This window comes from Actinomadura xylanilytica (assembly GCF_030283145.1).
Taxonomy (GTDB): Bacteria; Actinomycetota; Actinomycetes; order Streptosporangiales; family Streptosporangiaceae; genus Spirillospora; species Spirillospora xylanilytica.
Genome location: NZ_JASNWE010000004.1, coordinates 1073430 through 1099603, shown reverse-complemented (window position 1 = coordinate 1099603; position 26174 = coordinate 1073430). Strand labels below are relative to the sequence as shown.

The window sequence follows — 26174 nt, the reverse complement described above, 5'->3', positions numbered from 1 at the left end:
CCGACTTGACAACTCTCCGTAGTTGAGTGTCTGCTAGGGGGCATGCCAGCGCGCCTCTGCATCGAAAGCCTTGTGGCCCTTCGCCGCGTGGCCTGCGCGCTGTGTCCTTCGTGTTGTCGTAGCTGACCGCATTCCCCGCCCGGGTGACCGCTCCCCGGCCCCTCCCAGCTCTCCTCGGCGCCGACGGTGCCGGTCACGAAGGATCAGCCTGTGAACCTCGACATGGTTCCCGACCTCACGATGCGCGGGCAGGACGACCCGCACGGACGCGTGCTGCGGCGGCGTCCGCCGACCGTGGGGCAGCTCGCCGCCCGCGTGCACGCGCTGGCCGCCCGTCCGGGCGACTGGTGGCACCGGGTGACGTTCGACGCCGCCGCACCGGTCCGCGTCCCGCTCGGCGGGGCCGACGGGACCGGGCTCTGGCTCACCGTCTGGCCGCCCGGCCACCGCACCGGCCTGCACGGCCACGCGGGCGCCGTGGTCAGCGCGGTGATCGTCGGCGAGCTGGCCGAGGTCACCCTCGCCTCCGACGGCGTCGCCGGACGGGCCCTGCGCGCCAACCGGGTCCGGGTGCACGGCGGCGGCCACACCCACGAGCTCACCAACCCGGGCCCCTCGTACGCGATCACCCTGCACGCCGGGCCGTCGGACGACACCGCATAGTGGAGATCAGGCCGGCGTGCGCCGCCGTGCTCACGGCGATGCCGTGAACCGCGGAGGCACCCCCGCTCGGGAGCGGGGGTGCCTCCGCCGGCCGTCGGGCCGGGCGTTCGCGGGCCGTGCGGCCGTCGGGTCAGGCGGTCGCGGGCTCGGCGGGCTGCCGGGTCCGGGAGGTCTCGCGCGACTCATCGGCCTCCGCGGAGGTGAGCTCGACGGGCGTGCTGGTGAAGATGTCCTCGTCGAGCAGCCCCTCGGACCGGGCGACCAGCACCGGGACGGTGAGCTGACCGGCCACGTTCAGCGCGGTGCGGGCCATGTCGATGACCTTGTCGATCGCGATCAGGTAGCCGACCGCCTGGAGCGGCAGACCCACGGTGGTCAGGGTCAGGGTCAGCGCGACCAGGGCCGGGCCGGGGGTGCCGCCGGTGCCGAGCTGGCCGATCACCGCGGCCAGCGCGATCAGCGCGTAGTCGGCCAGGCCGAGGCTGATCCCGGTGTACTGCGCGACGAAGATCGCGGCGACCGCCGGGTAGATCGCGCCGCAGCCGTCGAACTTGATCGTGGCGCCGAGCGGCTGGGCGAAGCTGGCGTACTCGGGCTGGACGCCGTTGCGCTCGATCTGCACCCGCTGCGCGATCGGCAGGGTGGCCAGGGAGGACGAGGAGACGAAGCCGAACTGGATCGCCGGCCAGGAGTTGCGGAAGAACTTCAGCGGGGAGACCCGGCCGAACACGCGCAGCAGCACCGGGTAGCCGATCAGCAGCATCACCGCGACGGCCAGGTAGATCGCGCCGGTGAACTTGGCCAGCGGCGACAGCGAGCTCGGGCCGTAGGTGGCCACCACCGAGCCGATCAGGAAGAACGAGCCGATCGGGGTGAGCCGCACCACCCACCACACGGCCTTCTGCATGACCAGGTAGAGGTCGTCGATCAGGCCGGTCAGCCGCTCGCCGCGCTCGCCGATCGCGACCAGCGCCGCGCCGAACAGCACCGCGAAGGTGACGACGCCGAGCACGTTGCCGTCCGCCATCGCCTTGACGATGTTGGACGGGAACAGGTTGTGCAGCACCTGGGTCCAGGTCACCGGCTCGGTCTCGGCGGACTCGCTGGCGAGCTTGCCGAGGCCCTCGCCGGGCTTGACGATCAGCCCGACGGCCAGCCCGATCGCGGTGGCGATCGCCGAGGTGGCCACGAACCAGCCGAGGGTCTTGCCGGTCAGCCGGGCGACGCTGCCGACGTTGCGGAGCCGCCCGACGCTCACCACGATCGCGGCGAACACCAGCGGGACGACCACGACCTTCAGCAGGCTGATGTAGACGTCGCCGAACGGGTCGAGCCAGTTCCCGGCGATCTTCTCGCCGTCGCCGAGGTTGTTGATCAGTGCGCCGGCGGCCACGCCGAGCACGAGGGACAGCACGATCTGCTGCCAGAACTGCCATTTCCAGACGCGCAGGTTCACGGAGCGTTCTCCAGGAGGATCACGGCAGCCTGCCGGGTCCGGGCGCACGGGCACTCGGCGCGCGGTCCGGGCGTGCCGCGGGGCGGGCACGCGGGACCGTGGACGGGCGGGTGCCTTGGCGCGAGCGTTTCGGTGCGAGGGCGCCGGGGCGTGCGCGGATCCGGGGCGGGCTGCGGAGGGAGGGGAGTGGGAGAAGAAGGCGGGGGGACTGGTCAGGCGCGACAGGTGACGCTGGCGAGGCGGCACAGGTCGATGTGCAGCCGGGCCACGAGCAGAACGCTCTTCTCGGAGAACCTCACGGAGGTAGTCAACCTGATGTCCGGAATGCGTGTTCCCATCGGGGGATGTGACTTAGGTCACAATCACTGCCGGGGGTCGCGGCGCGCGGCGCGGGTGAGGATCCGCACGATGCCCACCAGGCCGAGCCCGATCAGCACCGCGGGCACCAGCACCCGGAGCCCGACGACGAGCTCGCCGGACAGGCCGCTCGCCAGGAGGACGCCCGCCACGGCGAGGAAGAACAGCCCGGCGATCGGGCCGCCCGGGTCGAAGCGCCGTCCGGACGGGGCGCCGTCCTCCCGGTCGTGGCCTGGTCGCTCAGTCACGGGTCACCCGCACATCCCCGAGCCGCGCCCGGATGCGCAGCACGATCTCAGGAGGGTTCGAGACGGTCCCGCCCTCGGGTTCCAGCACGTTCGTCGATCTGGCGTTGGGGCCGCTGATGGTGCGCGGCCCCACCGACAGGTCGCCGAGGCCGGTCTGCGCGTCCAGCGTCACCCGGGCCGTCGCCGGCAGCGACACCACCATGCTGCCCGCGATTAGTTTGGCGTTGATGGTGACCCGCTTGCCCCGGGGCACGGGCAGCGCGGTGAGGTCGAGCCAGACCGAGCCGATCCCGTGCTTGTACTCCTGGTAGGTGCGGTCGGCATCGGTCGGTCGCCAGTCCATGTCGCCATACCCCAGATCGCGAGGGACCGCCGTCGCCGCCGCGGTCGTCAGGAGGGTGAGGGTGAGCAGGGTCGTCACGGTGGCCAGCCCGCGGACCCGGAACCAGCCGCCGAGCAGCAGGCCGAGGCCGCCGACCGCGAGCGCCGGTGCCCCGACGACCAGCACCGCGTCCAGGACCGGCCGGCCGTGCGCGACCGGCAGCATCGCGGCCCCCGCCACGATCGCCGCGAGCACCGTCACCGACGTCAGCGGCGACTTGGCGCGCGGCGTCCTGCCGCGGCCGTGCGCGGGTGGTGCGGACATCGGCGGGACGGGCCACCTGCCCGGCGCGGACGCGTCGCCCGTCCCCCCGGGCGCAGGGGAGGAGCGGGAGCCGAGGTCGGCGAGGTCGATCATGCCTTCGGGCAGCCCGCCCCTTGCTCCGGACGGGGCGTTCTTCTCCAGGCGCACCCCGGTGCCCGCGAACGCGCGGTCGTCTTCCAGGGAGGTGGGCGCGGGCGGATGGCCGTGCAGCCGCTCGGGCATCGAGCGGACCGCGCCGACCAGGTCCACGCCGCGGGCGTGCGCGACCACCAGCATCAGCCCGAACACCGTCATCACCGCGATCGCGTCGGTGGAGAGCCCGCCGAACAGGCTCCCGGCGACGCCCAGGCACACCAGCGCCGCCATGATCGACAGCACCGCGGACGCGTCGAACCAGCGCTTCAGCAGCCGCTCCGCGAACGCGGCCTCGCCCGGCCGGCCCGGCATGAGCAGCGCCGCCGCGAGGTACAGCAGGACGCCCTGCCCGTGCGCGAGGACGAGGATCGCGAACCCCACCCGGAACACCACCGGGTCGATCCCGGTGAACCGGCCGAATCCGGTGCACACCCCGGCCAGCACCCGGCGTTCGGGGTCGCGGGCGAGCCGCCGGTAGTCGTCCCCCGGCGGCGCCGTCGCGGCGGTCGCGCCCTGCTCCTCGGTCATGGCCACCATCGTGGCCGGTCGCGCGGGTCCCCGCCATCCGGGACTCCCCTGAGCCGACCCTGAGGCGGGCGGGCGCCGGGATCGGGGTACCGCCCTGATGCGCCCGGGCCCCTCACGTGTGACGATCGGTGACGTGGGGGAATGCGAGGGACCTTGGACACGGCGATGGTGAACGGGCAGGCGCCGCCCGCCGCGCGGCTGCAACGCGTCGCGGACGGGCGGCTGGTGGCCGGAGTGTGCCGCGGCATGGCCGCCAACCTCGGTGTCCAGGTGCTGGTCGTCCGGGCCGCGTTCGTGCTGCTGACGGCGGCGAGCGGGCTCGGCTTCGTCGTGTACGCGGCGCTGTGGGTGCTGGTGCCCCGCCAGGACGTCCCGGCGGTCACCGGCACGGACACGGGCACGGGCACGGCCGTGGCGGCCGGCCGCCGCAGGGGCCGCGACTGGGGGCAGCTCCTGGCGTACACGGCGGTGACCTGCGGGCTGGTCTCGCTGCCCGCCGGGAACAGGGTCGCGCAGTTCGCGCTGTGGCCGTTCGTCGTGTGCGGCATCGGCGCCGCGATCCTCTGGCAGCAGGCCGACCGCGACCAGCGGCAGCGCTGGATGCTGCCGCTCCGGCAGATGTGGCTGCGCAGCCTGCTCGGCCTGCTGCTGGTGATCGGCGGCATCGGCGGGTTCGTGGTGCAGAACGTGGACGTCGGGCAGGCCCGGTCCGTCGTGATCGCGACCCTGATCATCCTCACCGGCGTCGCGGTGATCGCCACCCCGTGGGTGGTGCGGCTCTGGCAGGACCTCGACACCGAGCGGCACGAGCGGATCCGCTCGCAGGAGCGCGCCGAGCTGGCCGCGCACATCCACGACTCGGTGCTGCACACGCTGACCCTCATCCAGCGCAACGCCGGCGACCCCCGCGAGGTGCAGCGGCTCGCCCGCTCCCAGGAGCGGACCCTGCGCACCTGGCTCTACCAGCCGCGCGCCGACCCGGACCAGACCTTCGCGCCGGCGATCAAGGCGATCGCCGGGGAGGTGGAGGACGACCACGGGGTGCCGATCGAGGTGGTCTGCGTGGGCGACACCGCGCTGGACGACCGGCTCGGCGCCGCGCTCCAGGCCGCCCGGGAGGCGATGGTCAACGCCGCCAAGTACGCCGAGGCGCCGTCGGTCTCGGTCTACGCCGAGGTGTCGGGCGACGAGATCGCCATCTTCGTCCGCGACCGGGGGAAGGGATTCGACCTCGACCGGGTCCCGGCGGACAGGATGGGGGTCCGGGGGTCCATCATCGGACGTATGGAGCGCAACGGAGGCAAGGCGAGCGTCCGTACCGGACCGGGCGAGGGCACCGAGGTGCGTCTGGAGATCAGCAAGTCGTGAGCGAGCCGATGAAGCGGGTCGTCCTGGTCGACGACCACCAGATGTTCCGCACCGGGGTCAAGGCCGAGCTGGGGCTGAACGTGGAGATCGTCGGCGAGGCCGGCGACGTCGACGAGGCGATCGCGGTGATCAAGGCGACGCTGCCCGACGTGGTGCTGCTGGACGTGCACCTGCCCGGCGGCGGGGGCATCGAGGTGCTGCGCCGGCTGACCGGCACCGTCCCGTCCCGGTTCCTGGCGCTGTCGGTGTCGGACGCCGCCGAGGACGTCATCGGGGTGGTCCGCGGCGGTGCGCGCGGCTACGTCACCAAGACCATCTCCGGCCCCGAGCTGACCGACGCGATCGCCCGGGTCGCCGACGGCGACGCGGTCTTCTCGCCGCGCCTGGCGGGCTTCGTGCTGGACGCGTTCGCCGCCGCCGACGCGCCCGCCGCCGACCCCGAGCTCGACCAGATCACCCAGCGCGAGCGCGACGTGCTGCGGCTGATCGCCCGCGGCTACGCCTACAAGGAGATCGCCAAGGAGCTGTTCATCTCGGTCAAGACGGTCGAGACGCACGTGTCGAGCGTGCTGCGCAAGCTCCAGCTCTCCAACCGCCACGAGCTGTCCCGCTGGGCCGCCGCCCGCCGCCTGGTCTGACGGCGCGTCCGGACGGGCCGCGGCCTCGGCGTGCCGTCGTCCACCTCCCCGGGAGGCTGCGATCATGGCCGGATGGTTACCCCGGTCTACCTGATCACCGGCGTGCAGGCGGCGGGCAAGTCCACCGTCGCGCAGGCGCTGGCCGAGCGGCTGCCGAGATCGGCGCACGTGCGCGGCGACGCGTTCCGCCGGTTCGTGGTGGGAGGCCGCGCCGAGATGGGCCCGGACCCGTCGCCCGAGGCGCTGGAGCAGCTCCGGCTGCGCCACCGCCTGGCCGCGGCCACCGCCGACGCGTACGCCGAGGCCGGGTTCACCGCCGTCCTCCAGGACGTCGTGCTGGGGGAGATGCTGCCCTGGACGGTCGAGCAGGTGCGCACCCGCCCGCTCTACGTCGTGGTGCTGGCGCCCCGTCCGGAGACGGTGGCGGGCAGGGAGGCCGGGCGGGACAAACGCGCCTACGGCGCGTTCACCGTCGCGGACCTCGACCATGCGCTGCGCGCCACCACCCCCCGGATCGGGCTCTGGCTCGACTCGTCTGGCCAGACTCCCGAGGAGACGGTCGACGCGATCCTCGCGCGCGCCGTCCCGCTGGACTGACGGGCGGCGGGACGGACCGGCGGGACGGGCCGGCCGTTCACAGATCGGCGGGGAGGCGCGCCGGGCAGCCCGGCTCGCAGCGCTCCGAATGCCGCGCCACCCGGCGGGCGAACGATCGCAGCATCTGTTGCAGCGCGGCCCTGAGGAGCGGGCCGCTGCCCGGGATCTTCGCCTCGAACGTGCCCTGCCAGCGGATGAGCGTGCCCGTACCGGCCGGCTCCAGCGTCACGTCGGCCCGGTAGCCGCGCAGCGGCACCCCGGCGACCGCGACGTAGGCGTAGTGCCGCGGCGGGTCGAACACCACGACCTGCTCGCGCGCCGGCGGGATGCGCCGGATCGCGCCGACGCCGTTCGGGACCTCGTAGCCGGGCCGCTCCCGGCGCGGCCGGGTCGGGAAGGCCCCCCACCGCCCCCACGCCTCGGCCACGCACAGATGCTTGAAGACCGCCTCGGCGTCGGCGCCGGACGTGGCGGTCGCTTCGATCTCGTACGGCATGGGGGCTCCGGGGGCGTCAGAGGGACAGGATGGCCGACAGCAGCCGGTCCTGGAAGGCCGCGACGTCGCTCCCGACCGCGATCCGGACCGGCCGCCGGGAGTCCTCGGCGGGCACCGAGCGGGCGTCCCACACGGTGGTGCCGCGGGTCAGCTCGCCCCGCAGCTCCACCCGGACGGCGCGTTCGGCGTACTCGCCGAGGCCCGGGTCGACCGCGAGCATCGCGGCGAGCGCGTCGTGGATGACGGCGCCGCGCCGCTTGAGGGTCGGGGTGTAGGCGTCGGCGTAGTAGTCGAGGACGCGGGTGGCGAACCGGGCGGCGGCCGAGTCGTGCGCCGCCACCCGCCGCAGCCAGTCATCGTGGACGGCGGTCGGGTGGGTGGCGTCGAGCGGTACCAGCACGACCGGCCAGCCGGCCGAGAACACCAGGTCGGCGGCCTCGGGGTCGTGCCAGACGTTGGCCTCGGCGTGCGTGGTGATGTTGCCGGGATGGTCGAACGCACCGCCCATCACCACCACCTCGCGGATCAGCGCGGGCAGCTCGGCGTCGAGCAGCAGCGCGGCGGCCAGGTTGGTCAGCGGCCCGGTCGCCAGCAGGGTCAGTTCGCCGGGTGCGGCGCGCGCCAGCCGGACGATCTGCGCGGGGGCCGGCTCGGCGACGGGCCGTCCCTGCGGTTCGGGCAGGCGCGTGTCGCCCAGGCCGTCGCCGCCGTGCCACTCCACCGCGTAGTGGACGTCCTGCGCGATCGGCCGCCCGGCGCCGATCGCGACCGGCACGCCCGCCTCGATCCCGGCCAGCTCCAGCACCCGCAGCGTGTTGAGGGCGCCGGTGCGCGAGTCGACGTTGCCGTGCACCGTGCCGACCCCGACCAGCTCGGCCTCCCCGGCCCGGACGAGCGAGGCCAGGTAGAGCAGGGTCACCGCGTCGTCGATGCCGGTATCGCAGTCGAAAAGGATCTTGCGCAACGGGACCTCACCAGGGTGGGACGGTGGCGGGGAAGCGGGAGCGGCGGGCGGTGCGAAGGGGGCGCGGGTCAGGCGGTGTCGACGATCTGGAACGCCTCGGCCAGCCGGCCCGCCGGGAGGCCGGCCGCGGCGGCGTTGGCCGACAGCCAGGTGCGCAGCATCTCGGGCAGCCCGTCGCCCATGTGGCCGGTCTGGCTGGCGTGCGCGCGCAGCGCGTTCACCTTGCGGTCGAACCGGTCGGTGATGTCGACGCGGTGGTCGGCGGCCGGGCCGCCGGTGATCCACACCTCCCGGACGGTCCAGGCGGCCAGCCCCTCGTCGGCCAGCAGCTCGGGGAACGCGTAGGGGTTGCGGGCGTCGGGGTAGACGGCGTCGAGCGCCGCCGACCCGGCCGCCCGGTGGTCGGGGTGGCTGGGGTAGATCCGCCGGTAGTCGCGTTCGGGGCTCGGCATCAGCACCCGGTCGGGGCGCACCTGCCGGATCACCCGGGCGATGTCGCGGCGCAGGTCGAGAGTGGCTTCGAGCCGCCCGTCCGGGTAGCCGAGGAAGCGGACGTCCGAGACGCCCACGCACTTGGCCGCGGCGCGCTGCTCGTCGCGGCGCAGCGCGGCCATCTCGGTGCGGGTGACGGCGTCGTCGAAACCGCCCGCGTCGCCGTCGGTGACCATCAGGTAGGTCACCTCGATACCCAGGTCGGTCCAGCCGGCGACCGTTCCGGCCGCGCCGAAGTCGACGTCGTCGGGGTGCGCCATCACGGCCAGGATCCGCTGCACGTCTGTGTCGTCCAGAACATTGGTCACGGTTTCCACCTTATGACGGCCCGCTCCCGGCGTCCGGACGATCTTGGCGGCGATCGCGCCCGGGGGCTGGGATCGGCGGCCCCGGTGGGGTAGAGCAGAGGCATGCGCAAACTCATCAACGATCCAGCGGACGTCGTCACCGACGCGCTGCGCGGGCTGGCCGCCGCGCATCCGTCGCTGCGGGTCGACCCCGCCGCCGGGACGGTCGTGCGGTCGGACGCCCCGCACGCCGGCAAGGTCGGCCTGGTGTCGGGCGGCGGCTCGGGCCACGAACCGCTGCACGCCGGCTTCGTCGGGTACGGGATGCTCGACGCCGCCTGCGCGGGCGAGGTGTTCACCTCGCCGGTCCCCGACCAGATCATCGCGGCCACCGCGGCGGCGCACGGCGGCGCCGGGGTGCTGCACGTCGTCAAGAACTACACCGGCGACGTGCTCAACTTCCGGATGGCCGCCGAGCTGGCCGAGGACGAGGACATCGAGGTCGTCTCGGTCCTGGTGGACGACGACGTCGCGGTGGAGGACAGCACGTTCACCGCGGGCCGCCGCGGCACCGGCGCGACGCTGTTCGTGGAGAAGATCGCCGGGGCGCTGGCCGAGGAGGGCGCCGCGCTGGCCGAGGTCGCCGCGGTCGCCCGCGAGGTCGACGAGCGCAGCCGCTCGTTCGGCGTGGCGCTGGCGCCGTGCACGGTCCCGGCGGCCGGGCGCCCCACCTTCGAGCTGGCCGAGGGCGAGATGGAACTCGGCGTCGGCATCCACGGCGAGCCGGGGCGCGAGCGGGTGAAGGCGGGCACCGCCAGGGAGATCGTCGACGCCTCGCTCAGCGCGATCGACGCCGACATGCCGCTGGCCGGGGCCGAGCTGCTGGTGCTGGTCAACGGGATGGGCGGCACCCCGCTGGTGGAGCAGTACGTGGCGTACGCGGCGGCGGCCGAGTGGCTCGCCGGGCACGGCGCGAGGGTCGTCCGGCCGCTGGTCGGCGGCTACGTGACCAGCCTGGAGATGGCCGGCTGCATGATCTCGGTGTGCCGGCTCACCCCCGAGCTGACCCGCCTGTGGGACGCGCCCGTCCAGACCCCGGCGCTGCGGTGGGGCCGATGACCGGCACGGCGGACGGCGCGGACCTGGCCGCCTGGATCCGGCTCGCCGCCGAGCGGGCCGCCGCGGACGCCGGCCGCCTGACCAGCCTGGACGCGGCGATCGGCGACGGCGACCACGGCCTCAACCTGGACCGCGGCCTCGCCGCCGCCGTCGCGGCCCTGCCCGACGGCGCCCCGCCCGGCAAGGTGCTGACCGCCGCGGGGCGGGCGGTCGTGTCCAAGACCGGCGGCGCCTCGGGCCCCCTGTACGGGACGGCGCTCCGCCGCGCGGGCAAGGCGTTCGGCGACGCCGACCCGATCGACGCCGCCGCGCTCGGCGCGGGCCTGCGCGCGGCCCTGGACGGTGTGCGCGAGCTCGGCCAGGCCGCCGGGGGCGACAAGACCATGGTGGACGCGCTCATCCCGGCCGTCGCCTCCTACGACGCGGCCCTCGCCGCCGGTACGGGCCTTGCCGGCTGCGCGCGCGCCGCCGCGGACGGCGCGGCCCAGGGCGCCGACGCGACCGTCCCGATGCAGGCGCGGAAGGGCCGGGCAAGCTATCTGGGCGAACGCAGCATCGGGCACATGGACCCCGGTGCCGCGTCCACCGCGCTCATCCTGCGCGCCCTGGCCGACACCTTGACGGAGAGGGACTGACGATGGTCGGAATCGTGCTGGTCTCGCACAGCCGCGCGCTGGCGGAGGGAACCGCCGAGGTGGCCCGCGCGATGGGCGTCGGCAAGGCGGTCGTGGAGCCCGCCGGGGGCGACCCGGACGGCGGCCTCGGCACCAGCCCCGAGCTGGTCGGACGGGCCATCGAGGCGGCCGGGGACGGCGACGGGGTGGTGCTGCTCGCCGATCTCGGCAGCTCGGTCCTCACCGCGAAGCTGGCCCTGGAGGACGCCGCGGACGTGCCGGGCGGCCTGGTGCTGGCCGACGCGCCGCTGGTGGAGGGCGCGATCGCCGCCGCCTCGATGGCCGCCGCCGGGGCCGGACTGGAGGGGGTGCTGGCCGCCGCCGAGAGCGCTCGCGACCACCGCAAGACCTGACCGGGCGACCACCGCGAGGGTGCGGGAGCCGAGACAATGCGTCGGCGCCTGGCCGTAGACTCGCACGTGATGTCGAAGACCGAAGCTCACCCCTTGCTCGATGGCCTCAACCCGCAGCAGCGCGCCGCCGTCGTGCACTCGGGCGGCCCCCTGCTGATCGTCGCCGGTGCCGGCTCGGGGAAGACCCGCGTGCTCACCCACCGGATCGCCCACCTGCTCGGCGAGCGCGACGCGCATCCGGGCCAGATCCTGGCGATCACCTTCACCAACAAGGCCGCGGCCGAGATGAAGGAGCGGGTGGACGCGCTCGTCGGCCCGCGCTCGCGCGCGATGTGGGTGATGACCTTCCACTCGGCCTGCGTGCGGATCCTGCGCCGCGAGGCCAAGCGGCTGGGCTTCCCGACGAGCTTCTCGATCTACGACCAGGCCGACGCGCGGCGGCTGATGGCGCTGGTCTGCCGCGAGCTCGACCTCGACCCCAAGCGCTACCCGCCCAAGTCGTTCTCCGCGCAGATCAGTAACCTCAAGAACGAGCTGATCGACTACGAGACCTACAAGGCCCGCGCCGCCACCCACATGGAGCAGACGCTCGCCGAGGCGTACGAGATGTACCAGGCGCGGCTCCAGCAGGCCGGCGCGATGGACTTCGACGACCTGATCATGATGACGGTCAACCTGCTCCAAGTGTTCCCCGAGGCCGCCGAGCACTACCGGCGCCGGTTCCGGCACGTCCTGGTCGACGAGTACCAGGACACCAACCACGCGCAGTACGAGCTGGTCCGGGAGCTGACCGCGCCGGTCGAGGGGGTGGGGGCGGCCGAGCTGTGCGTGGTGGGCGACGCCGACCAGTCGATCTACGCGTTCCGGGGCGCGACGATCCGCAACATCATGGAGTTCGAGCGCGACTACCCGGACGCCACCACGATCATGCTGGAGCAGAACTACCGCTCCACCCAGACGATCCTGTCGGCGGCCAACGCGGTCATCGAGCGCAACGCCGACCGCAAGCCTAAGCGGCTCTGGTCCGACCAGGGCGAGGGCCACAAGATCACCGGCTATGTGGCCGACAACGAGCACGACGAGGCCGCGTTCGTCGCGCACGAGGTCGACAAGCTCACCGACGCCGGCGACGCCCGGCCCGGCGACGTCGCGATCTTCTACCGGACCAACGCGCAGTCCCGGGTGTTCGAAGAGGTGTTCATCCGCGTCGGCCTGCCCTACAAGGTCGTCGGCGGCGTCCGCTTCTACGAGCGCAAGGAGATCCGCGACCTGCTGGCCTACCTGCGGGTGCTGGCCAACCCCGAGGACACCGTCTCGCTGCGCCGCGTCCTCAACGTGCCCAAGCGCGGCATCGGCGACCGAGCCGAGGCGTGCGTCGAGGCGTACGCCTCCCGCGAGCGCATCTCGTTCTGGCAGGCGCTGCGCCGTCCCGAGGACGTGCCGGGCATGGCGACCCGGTCCAGCAATGCGGTCCGCGAGTTCGTCGCCCTGCTCGACGAGCTGCGCGCCGCCGTCGAGTCCGCGACCCCGGCCGAGCTGGTCGACCGGATCCTCACGAAGAGCGGCTACCTGGCCGAGCTCCAGGCGTCCAAGGACCCGCAGGACGAGACCCGCGTCGAGAACCTCCAGGAGATGGAGGCCGTCGCCCGCGAGTTCGAGGAGCGCCTCGACGGCGAGGACGCCGCCGGCCGGCTCACCGACTTCCTGGAGCAGGTGGCCCTGGTCGCCGACGCCGACTCGATCCCGGGCGGCGCCAAGGGCAACCCGGTGCCGCCCGGCGAGCAGCCCGAGGAGACCGAGCAGGGCGTGGTGACGCTGATGACCCTGCACACCGCCAAGGGCCTGGAGTTCCCGGTGGTGTTCCTCACCGGCATGGAGGACGGGGTGTTCCCGCACCTGCGCGCCATGAGCAACCCCAAGGAGCTCGAAGAGGAGCGCCGGCTCGCCTACGTCGGCATCACCCGGGCCCGGCAGCGGCTGTACCTGAGCCGCGCCACGATGCGCAGCTCGTGGGGCGCCCCGCAGGTCAACCCGCCGTCCCGCTTTCTCGGCGAGGTCCCGACCGGGCTGATGGCGTGGGAGCGCGAGGCGTCCGGCAGGTCGTCCCCGGCGATCGCCTCGGTGGCGGCCCGCCCCGGGGTCCGCTCGCCGGGCAACCGGGCCGTCCCGGCCCTGTCGCCGGGCGACAAGGTCACCCACGACTCGTTCGGCCTGGGCACCGTGGTGTCCGTCGACGGCGACGGCGACAAGGCCGCCGCCAGCGTCGACTTCGGCGGCGAGTACGGGGTCAAGCGCCTGGTGCTCCGGTACGCCCCGGTCGAGAAGCTCTGACGGCCGTCCCCGCTCGAACCGCGGGGGCGGCGCGGGAGTCCTAAGGGCATCGTCCCTGGAGGCCCCGTGCGCCCTTTCCTGGCCGCGCTCGTCGCGCTGGCCGTCCTCACCATGGGCTGCGAACCCGTCGACCCGATGCTGGATCCGCCGGTCGACCACGTGACGAGCAGAACCGAACCCGAGGAGACGTCCGAGACCGGGCCCGCCCCCGGGCGGCTGCGCCCCGCCTGGCAGCGGGAGTTCTCCGCGACGCGGAAGGACGAGGTGGCCTTCGCGCACGTCGCGGGGCAGGTCCTCGCCTGGACGAGGAGGGGCGTGGAGGTCCTCGACGCCCGCACGGGCCGGCCGCGCTGGCACTACCGGGAGCTGGAGGCCCGGCTCGTCGGCCTCACCACGACGCCGGACGCGGTCGTCGTCCAGACCACCGAACGGATCGTGGGGCTGGACGCGGTCACCGGGAAGCAGCTCTGGAGGACGACCCCGTCCGGACTCGGAGCGCGGACGCTGGTCGGTTCGAAGTCGGGGACCACCGTGCTGACCTGGGGGGCCGACGCCGGCACCGTGTTCGAGGCGGTCGACGCGAAGACCGGGCGGAGGCGCTGGTCCACCAAGGTCGAGCCGGAGAGGGCCATGACCGGGACCGGGTGCAAGGCGGAACCAGTGCCGACCGACGGCAGCCTCTTCCTGGTCAAGGAGGAGTGCGGCACGCCGAAGCGCAGGTTCGTCGCGCTGGACCCGCGTACCGGGGACGTGCGCTGGCAGAGGAGGACGCCCGCCGAGGACGTGTGGGTGCAGGAAGGGATCACCCTGATCCCCGAGGGGGAGTCCAGGGGCCGTTTCACGCTTCTCGGCCCCGGCGGCCGCGAGATCCTCGGGATGAGCCCGAAGCGGACCTGCTGGGAGTGCGAGCTCGCCGTGGTGGGCCGGCGGGCGGTCGTCCCCCTCACCGGCGGGGAGTCCCTCGCGTTCATCGACCTCCGCACCGGCAAGGTCGTCCGGGAGGTGCGGCACCATGCCACCGGCCGGCTCACCGTTGCGGGAGACCGGGTCTACCAGTCGGACGCCCGGCTGGCCTCCGGCTACGCGATACCGGCGACCGGGTTGTCCGTCATCGTCCCCAGGACCGCCCAGGTCACGACCGAGGTGGCGCCCTTCGGGGACCCGGAGTTCTGGGACGCGCCGGCCGCCGAACCGGGCGTCTTCGCGACCGCCGGCCTGCTCTTCCGGCCCACCCGAGGGGAGCGCGGCGGCACCCGGCTGACCGCCTACGAGTGGGACGCCGAGCCCGGTGCCGGCGGGGCTCCCGTCGGACTGGGCGGTGTCCGGCCGTCGGAATGGCCGCAGGCCTGCACCTTGGTCGCCGAGCCGTCCTGGCGGCCCGGGAAACCGGTCGAGATCGGCCCGGTGACCCTGCACGGCCTGACCTGCGAGTCGCCCCGGGACACCGGTCGCCGGATCGCGGTGAGTTGGGTGGCCCGGTCCGCGCGGGAGGCCGATGAGCTGCTCGCCGCGTTCACCCCGGACGTCCGTGCGGTGCCCGGTCTGGGCGATGAGGCCTACCAGTTCGGGAAGCCGGGGAAGGAGAGGACGGTCGTCCGGGTGGGCCGCTACATCATCACGGTCGCCGGCGCCGCGGGCTTCAACGGGGACCGGATCGGCCGGGCCGTCAGGGCCCTCCGCGCCGGTGACGCGCCGCCGGCCGGCGGCGCGTCCGCTGGTCCCGGAGGCGGGCCGCTGGGGGTAATGTCTGAGTTGTTCCCCTAATGTCAGTTCGTCCTTGGAAGACTGCGTCCGATGAAGATCCTCCAGATGGTCCAGGACCTGGTCGACGACGCGTCCCTGGACGTTCCCGAGACGAGCGAGCGGATCACCGAGCTGCTGGCGGCCAGGACGGGGCGGGGCCTGGCCGACGCGGTCGAGATCCTGATGGAGACGGCCGACGAGCGCACGGCCTCCTACGCCTCCACCCACCTCGCGCTGATGCCCGGCGCGCACGCGGAGAAGACGCGGGTGGCCGAGCGGCTGCGCGGGGCCGGGCCGCTGGCCCGGGACGCGGGGGTGCTGGTGCCCTGGCTGCCCGGCGGGCTGCTCGACGCCTTCGTCGCCGACTCCCTGTCCGAGCCCGTGCGCGGCACCCCGCTCGCGTCGGTGGTCTTCGAGATCGCCGCGTACCAGCCGGCCCGGCTGCGCCCGTTCGCCGACCGGTTCGAGGAGGACGGGGCCATCCGCGCCGGCCTGCTGTCGGGCGCCCCGGACGCGCTCGTGGACGGGCTGGTGGAGCGCTGGCGGTCGGGGGAGGACGGGACGCTGGAGTCGATCGCCCTCGTCCGGACCGACCACGCAGTGCGGACGCTGATCTCGCTGCGCGAGGAACTCGAGAAGATCGAGGGCGAGGCGGCCTGGGAGACCTTCGCCACTCTCGCCGGCCTGCTCCCCGACACCCTGGAACCGGCCGGGTACCGGCCCGCGTTCATGGGCCTGGTCGTCGACCGGGGGGAGAGCGCGCACGTCATGGGCGGCGGCTTCCCCGGCGAGGTCCCCGCCTGCGGGACGTGCCGTGCGCCCGCCGAGCGGGTGCTGACCCTGGCCGCGCGCCTGCTGCCGTTCGGGCTGAGCGCGGATCCGTCGTTCTTCCTGCTCGCGTGCGGCTGCGGGGAGCCGGACGTCCCGATGGCGCGGATCGGCCTGGACGGCGCGGTGGAGGAGGTGCTCGGCGGCCCGAGCGCGCCGGCCGCGCAGGGACGGGTCGTGCCGGGGGCGCGGGCGCTGGCGCTGGAGCCGCACCCGAACCAGGACGGCGTCAGCATGATGGCGCTCGGCGGGCACTCCAACCACCACGTGGGCGGGCTGCCGAGGGAGACCGAGCACGAGCTCCGCTACCCGGCCTGCGCCGCGTGCGGGACGTGCATGAGATACGTCACGTCCATCGACGGCGGCTTCACCCCGTTCGGGCGGATGGGCCTGCGTGGAACGGTGCACGGATTCTGGTGCGACGACTGCCGCGTATCGGTCATGCGCTGACGGGCGTCCCGGGAGCGGCCGGTGCGCGCGGCGCCGGCGGGGGTGAGTAGGTTCATGCGCGACGATCCTTTGACTCCTTACCCCCGGGAGCCCCCGTGCACGTCGAGCAAGTGGTCCTGCTCATCCTCGCCGCCGCGGCGGCGGGCTGGGTGGACGCCGTGGTCGGCGGGGGCGGGCTGATCCAGCTCCCAGCGCTGATGCTGCTCAACCCGGGCCAGCCGGTCGCGACCGCGCTCGCCACCAACAAGATCGCCTCGATCGCGGGGACCTCGACCGCCGCCGTCGCCTACCTGCGCAAGGCCAAGCCGGACGTCCGGGTCGCCCTGCCCGCCGCCGGGCTGGCGGTGTGCTGCGCGGCGGGCGGCGCGCTCTGCGCGGCGGCGATCTCGTCCGAGCTGCTCAAGCCGGTGATCATGGTGGTGCTGCTGGCGGTGGCGGCGATCGTGGTGCTGCGGCCGGACCTCGGCCGGGTGCCCGCGCTGGTGCTGCGCACCCGCCGCCGGACCGCGGCGGCGATCCTGATCCCCGGCGTGCCGATCGCCTTCTACGACGGGCTGATCGGACCGGGCACGGGGACGTTCCTGGTGCTGGCGTTCACCACGCTGCTCGGTGTCGACTTCGTGAACGCCTCCGCCAACGCCAAGATCATCAACACCGGCACCAACCTGGGCGCGGTGATCGTGTTCGCCGCGCAGGGCCATGTGCTGTGGGCCCTCGGCCTCGTGATGGCGGTCTGCAACATGGCCGGGGCGCTGCTCGGCGCCCGCATGGCGATCAGCCGGGGCGCCGGGTTCGTCCGGGCGGTGCTGCTGTGCGTGGTCGGCGGCCTGGTGCTCAAGCTCGGGTACGAGCAGTTCGCCTGAGCCTCCGGCGCTCCGCCCCGGACCCGACCCCGGGCCAGGCCCCGGCACCGTTCAGGCGGGCGGGACGGGCAGGGGGCGTTCGAGCGCGGCCAGGCTGAGCACCACGAGGGACGCCGTCCAGCCGAGCGGGGCGACCCCGGCGGGCTGGCCGCGTTCGCCGACCTTCTCGGGCAGCGCCCCCAGCGAGGTGCTGTGCTCGGCCAGCCAGCCGAGCCGGTCGTGCGCCTCGACGGTACGGCCGGAGGTGGCCGCGGAGAGCGTGAACAGCGCCATCTCCGGCGTCCAGGCGACCTGCTTGTGCCCCGACCAGCGCTCGCCCGGCAGCACCCCGCCGTTCGGCAGCGCCTGCTTGCGGGCGGCGTTGGCGACCGCGGCGTCCACGGCGGGGTCGGCCGGGCCGAACGGCGGGCCGAGGAAGGTGACGGAGGTGTCCATCAGCCCGCCGGCGATGGGGGAGCGCGGGTAGCCGTGCGGGGCGAAGTCGCGTCCGACCGCGTCCGACAGCCGGTGCGACGCGGACCGCCACCGGGCGGCCTTGTCGTGCTTGCCGTACCCGTCGGCGATCGCGGCGGCGGACCGCAGTCCGGCCAGGACCGGCCCGACGACCCCGAGCGTCGGACGGTCGGGGTCCTGCTCGTGGCCGGGGCCGCGCTCCCAGTAGTCGGACGAGGGCGGCGGCAGGCCGGTGGAGTCGAGCGAGCGGGCCAGGCGGTCGGCCGCGCGCCGCACCATGGGCCACAGCTCCGGCAGGTCGGACGACGGCGCCTGCGTGCGGAAGAACCAGCTTGCCCACAGCACCCACCCGAGCGAGTCGAGCTGAGGGGGCCGGCCGTCCGCCACCGCCGTCCCGTCGGCGTTGTAGCGCGCGGCCCACAGGCCGTCCTCGTGCTGGACGCGGGCCATGAAGCGCAGCACCCGCCGGCCCTCGGCCGGATGCCCGGACACCGCGAACGCCGCCGCCGCGAACGCCGAGTCGCGCGGCCAGCTGAAGTTCCACGGCCCGTACCAGGACGCGAGCGAGGCGCCGTTGGGGCGGGTGAGCAGCCGGAGGTCGAGCAGCGCGCGCGCCGCCATGTCCCGGTTCCGCTCGGCCGCCTCCGCCGCTTCGGCGGCCTTCGCGGCCTCCGCGCTCTTCGCCCCTTGCGGCCCCGGCGCCGCCTGGACGGCGGCGGACGGCGACGGCGCGGGCGCCGGCGGTCCGGTGACGCCGGGTCCGGTGGCCCCGGGTCTGGGGACGCCGGGCACTGTGATGTCCGGCACGGTGAGGCCCGGCACGGTGCCGCGCGCCAGCCAGGCGCTGTCGGACCGTACGGCCGCCGCCACGCGCGGGTCGGAGGGGTCCACGGTGATCGGGGTATCGGAGCCGAACGGGATGAACCGGATCCGGCCGTTCCCCAGCCGCACCACCGAGCTGTCCGGCAGGTAGGACGCGCCCTCGGCCTCGGCCGGGGACAGGGGGACGCTGTTGAACGGCCAGCCGCCGCCGCCGACCAGCCCGGGGCTGGCCCAGCCCGGACCGGCGGCCCGGTCGGGGCTGCCGGCCCCGCAGGTGGCGACCAGCACGGCGACGAGGAGCAGCGCGGCGGCCCGCCGGACCCGGCGCGGCCCCCGCCGTGAGGCCGCGGACGGTCCGCCGCGCGGACCCCGCCGCACCCCGACCCGGCCCGGCCTCATCCGCTCATCGGCCACGGCCGCATCTCCCCTCAGAGCCTTGCTTTACCGCAAGGCGCACTTAAGTACATCAAACTCCGCGAACCCGTTCATCCATCTCAGGGCCCGCGCGCGACCTCCTCCCTCAAGGTGAGTACCCCGCGCCGCTTCCTCCTCACGGGCGACGTCCCGCCGCGCCCGCCTCCCCCAAAGGGTTCCGGGAACCGGACAGGGGGCAGGGGAAACCGACCCGGCGGCATGACCATGGGCCCGGGTTGACTAGGCTCCATCGACGGAGCGGACCGCAGAGTGGCAGGCCGCACGGACACACGTGTACCCCCACTCAGCGGTCATTTGGCTGTCGATCCGTTAAAGGACGCCTCGTGGACCTGTTCGAACATCAGGCGAAGGAACTCTTCGCCGAGTACGGGGTACCGGTGCCCACCGGCAAGGTCGCCCGTACCCCCCAGGAAGCACGAGCTATTGCGGCGGAGCTGTTCGCCGCGGGAAGCTCGAAGGTCGTCGTCAAGGCCCAGGTCAAGACCGGTGGTCGTGGCAAGGCCGGTGGCGTGAAGCTGGCCGACTCGGCGGACGAGGCGCAGACCCTCGCCGACCAGATCCTCGGCATGGACATCAAGGGCCACACGGTCCACAAGGTCCTGGTCGAAGAGGGCAGCGCGATCGCGCAGGAGTACTACTTCAGCTTCCTGCTGGACCGGGCTAACCGCACCTTCCTCTCCATCTGCTCCGTCGAGGGCGGCGTGGAGATCGAGGACGTGCCGCACGACCGGCTGGGGCTGGTGCCCATCTCGCCGCTGACCGGCGTCGACCGGGCCAAGGCCCGCGAGATCGCCGAGCAGGGCCGGCTGCCCGAGGAGGCACTGGCCGGCGCCGCCGAGATCATCGAGCGGCTGTGGGCCGTGTTCACCGACGAGGACGCCAGCCTCGTCGAGGTCAACCCGATGATCCTCACCACCGCCGGCGAGGTGAAGGCGCTCGACGGGAAGGTCACCCTCGACGACAACGCCTCGTTCCGCCAGGAGCACGGCGGGCTCGAGGACAAGGCCGCCGCCGACCCGCTGGAGGCCGCGGCCAAGGCCAAGGACCTCAACTACGTCAAGCTCGACGGCAGCGTGGGCATCATCGGCAACGGCGCGGGCCTGGTCATGTCGACGCTCGACGTGGTCTCCTACGCCGGCGAGGAGTTCAACGGGCAGAAGCCCGCCAACTTCCTCGACATCGGCGGCGGCGCGTCCGCCGAGGTGATGGCCGACAGCCTGGAGATCGTGCTGTCGGACACCGCGGTCAAGTCGGTGTTCGTGAACGTGTTCGGCGGCATCACCGCCTGCGACGCGGTCGCCAACGGCATCGTGTCCGCCTACAAGCTGCTCGGCGAGCGCGGCGAGACCGTCAACCGGCCGCTGGTGGTCCGGCTGGACGGCAACAACGCCGACCTCGGGCGCAAGATCCTCGACGACGCGGCGCTGCCCGGCGTCGAACAGGTCGACACCATGGACGACGCGGCCAAGCGCGCCGCCGAACTCGCTGCGGCAGGTGCATGAGCATGGCCATCTGGCTCACGGAGAACAGCAAGATCATCGTGCAGGGCATCACCGGCTCGGAGGGCATGAAGCACTCCCGCCGGATGCTCGCCGCCGACGCCAACGTGGTCGGCGGGGTCAACGCGCGCAAGGCCGGCCAGAAGGTCGACTTCGACGGCACCGAGCTGACCGTGTACGGCACCGTCGCCGAGGCGATGGCCGCGACCGGCGCCGACGTGTCGGTGGTGTTCGTGCCGCCGAAGTTCACCAAGGACGCCGTGGTCGAGGCGATCGACGCCGAGATCCCGCTGTGCGTGGTCATCACCGAGGGCATCCCGGTGCACGACACCGCCTACTTCTGGGCGTACGCCGGCGAGAAGGGGAGCAAGACCCGGATCGTCGGGCCCAACTGCCCCGGCATCGCGACCCCGGGCTCGTCCAACGCGGGCATCATCCCGGCCGACATCACCACGCCGGGCCGCATCGGCCTGGTCTCCAAGTCGGGCACGCTCACGTACCAGATGATGTACGAGCTGCGCGACATCGGCTTCTCCACCTGCGTCGGCATCGGCGGCGACCCGATCATCGGGACCACCCACATCGATGCGCTCAAGGCGTTCCAGGAGGACCCGGGCACCGACGCGATCGTGATGATCGGTGAGATCGGGGGCGACGCCGAGGAGCGCGCCGCCGCCTACATCGAGCAGAACGTGACCAAGCCGGTCGTCGGCTACGTCGCCGGGTTCACCGCCCCCGAGGGCAAGACCATGGGCCACGCTGGCGCCATCGTGTCCGGCTCGGCCGGCACGGCGCAGGCCAAGAAGGAGGCCCTGGAGAAGGTCGGCGTCCGCGTCGGCAAGACCCCCAGCGAGACCGCCCGCCTGATGCGCGAGGTCATGAAGAACCTCTGACCCTGGGACCCCGAGGGGGCCCAGGCCACGAAAGACACCCGAGCCGCGGGACGGCCCGGGTGTCTTTCGTTCGGCGGCCGGGCCGGGAGGGGTGATGACAAAGACGACACGCCGGGCGGGCAGCCCGCCCGTGCCGGGGCGGGGTGCCAGCATGGGCGGGTGAGCGACCAGAAGCCCGGACCGCGCGTGACCGCTGAGCCGCCCGAGGCCGGGGAGGACCCGCGTTCCGGGCCGCCCAGGCCGCTGTACGTGGCCGGGCTGGTGGGCGCGCTGTGGTGCGTCGGCATCGGCCTGGCCGTGCTCACGACGATCACGCTCATCGGCTGGATCGCCGCGCCGCGGACCGCCCTCGGGGCGGGGCTGCCGGGGGTGTTCCGGACGGTCGTCAACTTCTGGCTCGTCGCACACCACGCGGGCTTCTCCAGCGAGCACGGGCGGGTGGGGCTGCTGCCCCTCGGCCTGATCGTCCTGCCGGGGGCGCTGCTGTACCGGAGCGGCGCCTGGATGATCCGCACCGTGGGGATGCCGAGCCGTCCCCGGATCGGCGTGGTGCACGTCGCGGTCGCGCTGGCGGTCCCCTACGCGCTGCTGGCCGGGCTGCTCGCGCTCGCCGCGACGTCCTCGGCGATCCGGCCGTCGACCTGGGAGGGGCTGCCGGCCTGCTTCCTGGTCGCGTTCGCGGCGGGCGCCCTCGGTGCGGCGCGGGCCGTCGTGGCGGGCACCGCGGGGGGACGGCGGGTCCGCTCGGGGCTCGGCGCGCTGCTGCGGCTGCTGCCGGACCGGCAGCGCTCGCTGGTGGTCGGGGTCGCGGGCGCCACCGGGGTGCTGCTGGCGTCGGGCGCGATCCTGGTCGGCGGGTCCCTGCTGGGGCACATGGGCGCCGCGACCGACCTGTACAACACCCTCGCCCCGGGGATCGTCGGGGGCGCCCTGCTGCTGCTGGTCGAGCTGGCCTTCCTGCCGAACGCGGTGATCTGGGGCATGGCCTACGCGGTCGGGCCGGGCTTCTCGGTCGGCGCGGGCACCAGCGTCTCGCCGACCGGGGTGTTCCTGAGCGCCGTGCCGGCCTTCCCGCCACTGGCTGCGCTGCCCGAGCCGGGCCCGGCGCCGGTGGTGTCGCTGCTGGCGCTGGCGGCGCCGTTCGTGGCCGGGGCCGTGGGCGGGGTGCTCACCATCCGCGCGATGCCGAGCCCGGTGTACGAGGGCGCGCCGCTGTGGGGGTTCGTGTCGGGAGCGATGACGGGCGCCGTGACGGCGCTGCTGACGGCGCTGTCGGGCGGTCCGCTCGGCAGCGGCGGGATGGCGACCGTGGGGCCGTCGGCCTGGCAGGTCGGGCTGATGGCCACGCTGGAGGTCGGGGTCTCGGCGGCGATCGCGGCCTGGGTCACGAACTGGCTGATCCTGCGCCGTCCCGTGGAGTCCACGGAGTCGTCGGCGTCCGGCGCGGCGGAGCCCCGCGAGCGCGGGCGGGTCCGGCGGAGGGCCGAGAAGCCCGCGTCCGCCCCGCCGTCCAAGCCCACCAAGGCCGCTAAGTCCGCTAAGCCCACCAAGTCCGCTCAGCCCGGCGCGCCGGGCAAACGGGGCGCGCCCGCCGCGCGGGCCGAGCCCGTCCGGGCGGACGAGGAGGCGCCGGTCCGTCCGGCCGCGCCCCTGGCCTCGCCGTACGCGTCGGATCCGCTGGAGTTCGAGGAGGCCGAGCCGGTACTCACCCCGCGCCGGCCGGCGCGGGCGAGGGGACGTGCGGCCGAGCCGGCGCCCGAGTCCCTGCCCGAGCAGGTCGAGGACCCTGGGCCGGTGCCGCCCGAGCCGCTGGAGGCCGAGGAGCAGCCGTCCCGGTCCTCCCGCCCCGCACGACCGGCGGGGTCCGCCCGGCGCCCTGGGCCCGAGACCGACCCGGACGTCCCGACGCCCCGGGAGGACCCCGAGCGCACCGAGACCCGCGGCGGAGCGATCTACGTGCTCAGGGACGACCCCCGCCGGGACTGACGGCCGCGGCTCAGGTCCACTGTTCGAGCCGGCTCAGGTCCAGGCCCGGCCGGCCGAACTTCTTCTCCAGCTCGTGGACGTAGGTGGTCTTGCACGCCTTCTCGTCGGAGACGGTGTTGGCGGCGCCCAGGCAGTCCTGGTAGGCGCTCATCTGCGGCCACAGGAGCGCGGTGACCGTGATGGAGAACACCACGACGACCAGGCCGATCGATCCGAGCACGATGCCCCCGGCGGCGCCGGGCGCGGTGGCCCGCCGCCCCTTGGCCTGGCGGCGAGCCCTGATCCCCACCACCACCGCCGCGATGCCGAGGATCAGCCCGGCGGGGAAGAAGAACAGCGCGAACACCAGGGCCAGACCCCCGAGCAGCAGGGCGCGCAGGCCGCTGGCGTCGGTCTTGGAGGGCGGTCCGCCCAGCGGGGGCCGCCCGGCCGGGCCCGCGCCGTCCGGCGTGCGGTCGGGGGCCTCGGCGCCGTCGCCGCCGTCCTTACCGGGGCCGGTTCCGCCCGGCTGCTCAGTCACGTCTGTTCCTCCTGGCCGCTGACCTCTGGTGTGGATTCCTGCGCGCTCAGCATGGCCGATAGGCTGCGTATCGGCTCGTCAACCCCACGTCCACCAGGGAGTCATGGTGTCCGCCCGGCTCGTCGTCCTCGTCTCCGGAGCGGGGACCAACCTACAAGCGCTGCTCGACGCGTGCGCGGACCCAGCTTACGGTGCCCGCGTGGTGGCCGTCGGCGCCGATCGGGCCGACGCCGGCGGGCTCGGCCGCGCCGAACGCGCCGGGCTGCCCGCCTTCACCCTGCGGATCCCCGACTTCGGCAGCCGCGCCGACTGGGACGGGGCGCTCGCCGAGGCGGTCGCCGCGCACGAGCCCGACCTGGTCGTGTCGGCCGGCTTCATGAAGATCCTCGGGCCGCGCTTCCTGGCCCGGTTCGGTGGCCGGACGATCAACACGCACCCGGCACTGCTGCCGTCCTTCCAGGGCGCGCACGCCGTGCGGCAGGCCCTGGAGTACGGGGTGAGGCTCACGGGCTGTACCGTGCACTTCGTCGACGAGGGCGTGGACACCGGACCCGTCATCGCCCAGGAGGCCGTACCCGTCCGCCGGCACGACGACGAGGACTCCCTGCACGAGCGGATCAAGCAGGTGGAGCGGCGGCTCCTGGTCGACGTCGTCGGGCGGCTGGCCCGCGACGGGTGGACCGAAGAGGGCAGACGGGTCTCCATGAAGAGCCGTACATGCAGTGATGCGTCGGATGAACGAGGGGAGCTCGACCGGTGAGTCGGGTGGCGATTAAGCGTGCGCTGATCAGCGTTTACGACAAGACGGGGCTGGAGGAGCTGGCCCGGGGCCTGCACGCGGCCGGGGTCGAACTGGTCTCCACCGGTTCCACGGCGGGGCGGATCGCCGCCGCCGGAGTGCCGGTGATGAAGGTGGAGAAGCTCACCGGATTCCCCGAGTGCCTCGACGGACGGGTCAAGACCCTGCACCCCAAGGTGCACGCGGGCCTGCTGGCCGACCGGCGCAAGGAGGACCACCTCCAGCAGCTGGACGACCTGCACGTCGAGCCGTTCGACCTGGCGGTGGTGAACCTGTACCCGTTCGCCGACACGGTCGCCTCGGGCGCCGGGCCGGACGAGTGCGTCGAGCAGATCGACATCGGCGGCCCGACCATGGTCCGCGCCGCCGCCAAGAACCACACGAGCGTCGCGGTCGTGGTCGACCCGTCCGCGTACGGGGCGGTCCTGGAGGCCGCGGCGGCGGGCGGCTTCACGCTCGACGAGCGCCGCCGCCTGGCCGCGCGCGCGTTCGCGCACACCGCCGCGTACGACGTGGCGGTCGCGTCCTGGTTCGCGGGCGAGTACGCGCCGGACGAGACGGCCGCCGAGTCGCGGTGGGCCGACTTCCTCGGGGCGAGCTGGGAGCGTTCGAACGTCCTGCGGTACGGCGAGAACCCGCACCAGCGCGCCGCGCTCTACACCGACGGCACGGGCGGCCTGGCGGGGGCCGAGCAGCTCCACGGCAAGGAGATGTCCTACAACAACTACGTCGACGCCGACGCCGCGCGCCGCGCCGCCTACGACTTCGCCGGGCCCGCCGTCGCGATCATCAAGCACGCCAACCCGTGCGGCATCGCGATCGGCGCCGACGTGGCCGAGGCGCACCGCAAGGCGCACGCCTGCGACCCGATGTCGGCCTACGGCGGGGTGATCGCGGTGAACGCGCCGGTCACCGCCGCGATGGCCGCCCAGGTCGCCGAGATCTTCACCGAGGTGCTGGTCGCCCCGGCGTTCGACGCCGAGGCGCTGGAGATCCTCACCCGCAAGAAGAACATTCGGCTGCTGCGCTGCCCCGAGGGCCCGCGGAACGAGGTCGAGTTCCGCCGGATCGACGGCGGCGTGCTGCTCCAGGGCGTCGACCGGGTCGACGCCGCCGGCGACGCGCCGTCCACGTGGGAGCTCAAGACGGGGCCCGCCGCCGACGAGGCGACCCTCCGCGACCTGGCGTTCGCCTGGACGGCGTGCCGCTCGGTCAAGTCCAACGCGATCCTGCTCGCCGCCGGCGGCGCCACGGTCGGCGTCGGCATGGGCCAGGTCAACCGGGTCGACTCGGCCAAGCTCGCGGTGACGCGGGCGGGCGAGGACCGCGCGGCGACCGCGGTCGGCGCGTCCGACGCCTACTTCCCGTTCCCGGACGGCCTCGAGGTACTGACGGCGGCCGGGGTGAAGGCGATCGTCGAGCCGGGCGGGTCGATCAACGACGACAAGGTGATCGCCGCGGCGGAGAAGGCGGGGATCACCCTCTACTTCACCGGCGTCCGGCACTTCTTCCACTGATCGCGGGGTCCGGC

General features: G+C 74.0%; 25 protein-coding genes. 16 read left to right on the top strand and 9 right to left on the bottom strand.

The window, feature by feature from the left end; genetic code table 11:
• Window positions 1-210: 210 nt before the first annotated feature.
• A complete protein-coding gene (locus QP090_RS28880) occupies window positions 211-663 on the top strand; it encodes a cupin domain-containing protein (RefSeq protein WP_285942612.1) in 453 nt (150 codons plus the stop codon).
• Window positions 664-793: 130 nt separating this feature from the next.
• On the opposite strand, the gene QP090_RS28875 is transcribed toward QP090_RS28880, so the two are convergent.
• The 4 genes from QP090_RS28875 to QP090_RS28865 form a co-directional block, all read right to left on the bottom strand.
• Window positions 794-2119 (bottom strand): dicarboxylate/amino acid:cation symporter, encoded by a 1326-nt coding sequence (locus tag QP090_RS28875; protein WP_285942611.1) that lies wholly within the window; start codon window positions 2117-2119, stop codon window positions 794-796.
• A 212-nt stretch (window positions 2120-2331) separates the two neighbouring features.
• Complete coding sequence (locus tag QP090_RS37760; protein ID WP_432763085.1) at window positions 2332-2457, bottom strand: putative leader peptide; 126 nt, start codon at window positions 2455-2457, stop codon at window positions 2332-2334.
• 24 nt (window positions 2458-2481) lie between these two features.
• Window positions 2482-2724, bottom strand: coding sequence for a hypothetical protein (locus QP090_RS28870; protein WP_285942610.1), 243 nt, complete (start codon window positions 2722-2724; stop codon window positions 2482-2484).
• Window positions 2717-4033, bottom strand: a complete 1317-nt coding sequence (locus QP090_RS28865) for a PspC domain-containing protein (RefSeq protein WP_285942609.1) — start codon at window positions 4031-4033, stop codon at window positions 2717-2719. Before QP090_RS28865 ends, QP090_RS28870 begins: the two co-directional genes overlap by 8 nt.
• A 141-nt stretch (window positions 4034-4174) precedes the next feature.
• Here QP090_RS28865 and QP090_RS28860 point away from each other — a divergent pair, with 141 nt between their 5' ends.
• The 3 genes from QP090_RS28860 (at window position 4175) to QP090_RS28850 (ending at window position 6636) form a co-directional block, all read left to right on the top strand.
• Complete coding sequence (locus tag QP090_RS28860; protein ID WP_285942608.1) at window positions 4175-5401, top strand: ATP-binding protein; 1227 nt, start codon at window positions 4175-4177, stop codon at window positions 5399-5401.
• A gap of 8 nt (window positions 5402-5409) precedes the next feature.
• The gene (locus QP090_RS28855; RefSeq protein WP_285942827.1) at window positions 5410-6039 is read left to right on the top strand and encodes a LuxR C-terminal-related transcriptional regulator; all 630 of its coding nucleotides are present in this window, start codon (window positions 5410-5412) and stop codon (window positions 6037-6039) included.
• Window positions 6040-6111: 72 nt separating this feature from the next.
• Window positions 6112-6636, top strand: coding sequence for an AAA family ATPase (locus tag QP090_RS28850; RefSeq protein ID WP_285942607.1), 525 nt, complete (start codon window positions 6112-6114; stop codon window positions 6634-6636).
• Between the two features lie 37 nt (window positions 6637-6673).
• Here QP090_RS28850 and QP090_RS28845 read toward each other — a convergent pair whose 3' ends face one another.
• The 3 genes from QP090_RS28845 to QP090_RS28835 all read right to left on the bottom strand — a co-directional run bounded on the left by QP090_RS28845 (window position 6674) and on the right by QP090_RS28835 (window position 8848).
• Entirely contained in the window at window positions 6674-7132 is a 459-nt protein-coding gene (locus tag QP090_RS28845; RefSeq protein WP_285942606.1) for an SRPBCC family protein, read from the bottom strand.
• Between the two features lie 16 nt (window positions 7133-7148).
• Window positions 7149-8096 (bottom strand): nucleoside hydrolase, encoded by a 948-nt coding sequence (locus tag QP090_RS28840; RefSeq protein WP_349666515.1) that lies wholly within the window; start codon window positions 8094-8096, stop codon window positions 7149-7151.
• 68 nt (window positions 8097-8164) lie between these two features.
• The gene (locus QP090_RS28835) at window positions 8165-8848 is read right to left on the bottom strand and encodes a PIG-L deacetylase family protein (protein WP_285942825.1); all 684 of its coding nucleotides are present in this window, start codon (window positions 8846-8848) and stop codon (window positions 8165-8167) included.
• Window positions 8849-8998: 150 nt separating this feature from the next.
• Here QP090_RS28835 and dhaK point away from each other — a divergent pair, with 150 nt between their 5' ends.
• The 7 genes from dhaK (at window position 8999) to QP090_RS28800 (ending at window position 17236) form a co-directional block, all read left to right on the top strand.
• Window positions 8999-9994 (top strand): dihydroxyacetone kinase subunit DhaK, encoded by a 996-nt coding sequence (gene dhaK / locus QP090_RS28830; protein ID WP_285942605.1) that lies wholly within the window; start codon window positions 8999-9001, stop codon window positions 9992-9994.
• Window positions 9991-10629, top strand: coding sequence for a dihydroxyacetone kinase subunit DhaL (gene dhaL, locus QP090_RS28825; RefSeq protein ID WP_285942604.1), 639 nt, complete (start codon window positions 9991-9993; stop codon window positions 10627-10629). Before dhaK ends, dhaL begins: the two co-directional genes overlap by 4 nt.
• Before the next feature lie 2 nt (window positions 10630-10631).
• Entirely contained in the window at window positions 10632-11021 is a 390-nt protein-coding gene (gene dhaM, locus QP090_RS28820; RefSeq protein ID WP_285942603.1) for a dihydroxyacetone kinase phosphoryl donor subunit DhaM, read from the top strand.
• Window positions 11022-11090: 69 nt separating this feature from the next.
• The gene (gene pcrA / locus QP090_RS28815; protein WP_285942602.1) at window positions 11091-13352 is read left to right on the top strand and encodes a DNA helicase PcrA; all 2262 of its coding nucleotides are present in this window, start codon (window positions 11091-11093) and stop codon (window positions 13350-13352) included.
• 66 nt (window positions 13353-13418) lie between these two features.
• Window positions 13419-15116, top strand: a complete 1698-nt coding sequence (locus QP090_RS28810; protein ID WP_285942601.1) for an outer membrane protein assembly factor BamB family protein — start codon at window positions 13419-13421, stop codon at window positions 15114-15116.
• Between the two features lie 30 nt (window positions 15117-15146).
• Window positions 15147-16373 carry a hypothetical protein gene (locus tag QP090_RS28805; protein ID WP_285942600.1) on the top strand — a complete coding sequence of 409 codons (1227 nt, stop codon included), beginning with the start codon at window positions 15147-15149 and terminating at the stop codon, window positions 16371-16373.
• A gap of 95 nt (window positions 16374-16468) precedes the next feature.
• A complete protein-coding gene (locus QP090_RS28800; protein ID WP_285942599.1) occupies window positions 16469-17236 on the top strand; it encodes a TSUP family transporter in 768 nt (255 codons plus the stop codon).
• 51 nt (window positions 17237-17287) lie between these two features.
• Here the strand turns inward: QP090_RS28800 and QP090_RS28795 are convergent, their stop codons facing one another.
• Window positions 17288-18925, bottom strand: a complete 1638-nt coding sequence (locus QP090_RS28795; protein ID WP_285942598.1) for a glycoside hydrolase family 15 protein — start codon at window positions 18923-18925, stop codon at window positions 17288-17290.
• 344 nt (window positions 18926-19269) lie between these two features.
• Between QP090_RS28795 and sucC the strand changes: the two genes are divergently transcribed.
• The 3 genes from sucC to QP090_RS28780 all read left to right on the top strand — a co-directional run bounded on the left by sucC (window position 19270) and on the right by QP090_RS28780 (window position 23324).
• Window positions 19270-20448, top strand: a complete 1179-nt coding sequence (gene sucC, locus QP090_RS28790) for an ADP-forming succinate--CoA ligase subunit beta (RefSeq protein WP_285942597.1) — start codon at window positions 19270-19272, stop codon at window positions 20446-20448.
• Between the two features lie 2 nt (window positions 20449-20450).
• A complete protein-coding gene (gene sucD / locus QP090_RS28785) occupies window positions 20451-21338 on the top strand; it encodes a succinate--CoA ligase subunit alpha (RefSeq protein ID WP_285942596.1) in 888 nt (295 codons plus the stop codon).
• A 159-nt stretch (window positions 21339-21497) separates the two neighbouring features.
• Window positions 21498-23324, top strand: a complete 1827-nt coding sequence (locus QP090_RS28780; protein WP_285942595.1) for a cell division protein PerM — start codon at window positions 21498-21500, stop codon at window positions 23322-23324.
• Window positions 23325-23334: 10 nt separating this feature from the next.
• Here QP090_RS28780 and QP090_RS28775 read toward each other — a convergent pair whose 3' ends face one another.
• Window positions 23335-23844, bottom strand: coding sequence for a DUF4190 domain-containing protein (locus QP090_RS28775; RefSeq protein WP_285942594.1), 510 nt, complete (start codon window positions 23842-23844; stop codon window positions 23335-23337).
• A gap of 103 nt (window positions 23845-23947) precedes the next feature.
• Between QP090_RS28775 and purN the strand changes: the two genes are divergently transcribed.
• Both purN and purH read left to right on the top strand, forming a co-directional pair.
• A complete protein-coding gene (gene purN / locus QP090_RS28770) occupies window positions 23948-24604 on the top strand; it encodes a phosphoribosylglycinamide formyltransferase (protein WP_285942593.1) in 657 nt (218 codons plus the stop codon).
• Window positions 24601-26160, top strand: coding sequence for a bifunctional phosphoribosylaminoimidazolecarboxamide formyltransferase/IMP cyclohydrolase (purH, locus tag QP090_RS28765; RefSeq protein WP_285942592.1), 1560 nt, complete (start codon window positions 24601-24603; stop codon window positions 26158-26160). Before purN ends, purH begins: the two co-directional genes overlap by 4 nt.
• Window positions 26161-26174: the final 14 nt, after the last annotated feature.

What these genes read in the sequence shown, in the direction of transcription:
- QP090_RS37760 (WP_432763085.1), bottom strand. Translation starts at nt 2,457, where the DNA reads ATGGGAACACGCATTCCGGACATCAGGTTGACTACCTCCGTGAGGTTC.
- QP090_RS28865 (WP_285942609.1), bottom strand. Translation starts at nt 4,033, where the DNA reads ATGACCGAGGAGCAGGGCGCGACCGCCGCGACGGCGCCGCCGGGGGAC.
- QP090_RS28860 (WP_285942608.1), top strand. Translation starts at nt 4,175, where the DNA reads ATGCGAGGGACCTTGGACACGGCGATGGTGAACGGGCAGGCGCCGCCC.
- QP090_RS28855 (WP_285942827.1), top strand. Translation starts at nt 5,410, where the DNA reads ATGAAGCGGGTCGTCCTGGTCGACGACCACCAGATGTTCCGCACCGGG.
- QP090_RS28850 (WP_285942607.1), top strand. Translation starts at nt 6,112, where the DNA reads ATGGTTACCCCGGTCTACCTGATCACCGGCGTGCAGGCGGCGGGCAAG.
- QP090_RS28845 (WP_285942606.1), bottom strand. Translation starts at nt 7,132, where the DNA reads ATGCCGTACGAGATCGAAGCGACCGCCACGTCCGGCGCCGACGCCGAG.
- QP090_RS28835 (WP_285942825.1), bottom strand. Translation starts at nt 8,848, where the DNA reads ATGGCGCACCCCGACGACGTCGACTTCGGCGCGGCCGGAACGGTCGCC.
- dhaK (WP_285942605.1), top strand. Translation starts at nt 8,999, where the DNA reads ATGCGCAAACTCATCAACGATCCAGCGGACGTCGTCACCGACGCGCTG.
- dhaL (WP_285942604.1), top strand. Translation starts at nt 9,991, where the DNA reads ATGACCGGCACGGCGGACGGCGCGGACCTGGCCGCCTGGATCCGGCTC.
- dhaM (WP_285942603.1), top strand. Translation starts at nt 10,632, where the DNA reads ATGGTCGGAATCGTGCTGGTCTCGCACAGCCGCGCGCTGGCGGAGGGA.
- pcrA (WP_285942602.1), top strand. Translation starts at nt 11,091, where the DNA reads ATGTCGAAGACCGAAGCTCACCCCTTGCTCGATGGCCTCAACCCGCAG.
- QP090_RS28805 (WP_285942600.1), top strand. Translation starts at nt 15,147, where the DNA reads ATGAAGATCCTCCAGATGGTCCAGGACCTGGTCGACGACGCGTCCCTG.
- sucD (WP_285942596.1), top strand. Translation starts at nt 20,451, where the DNA reads ATGGCCATCTGGCTCACGGAGAACAGCAAGATCATCGTGCAGGGCATC.
- purN (WP_285942593.1), top strand. Translation starts at nt 23,948, where the DNA reads ATGGTGTCCGCCCGGCTCGTCGTCCTCGTCTCCGGAGCGGGGACCAAC.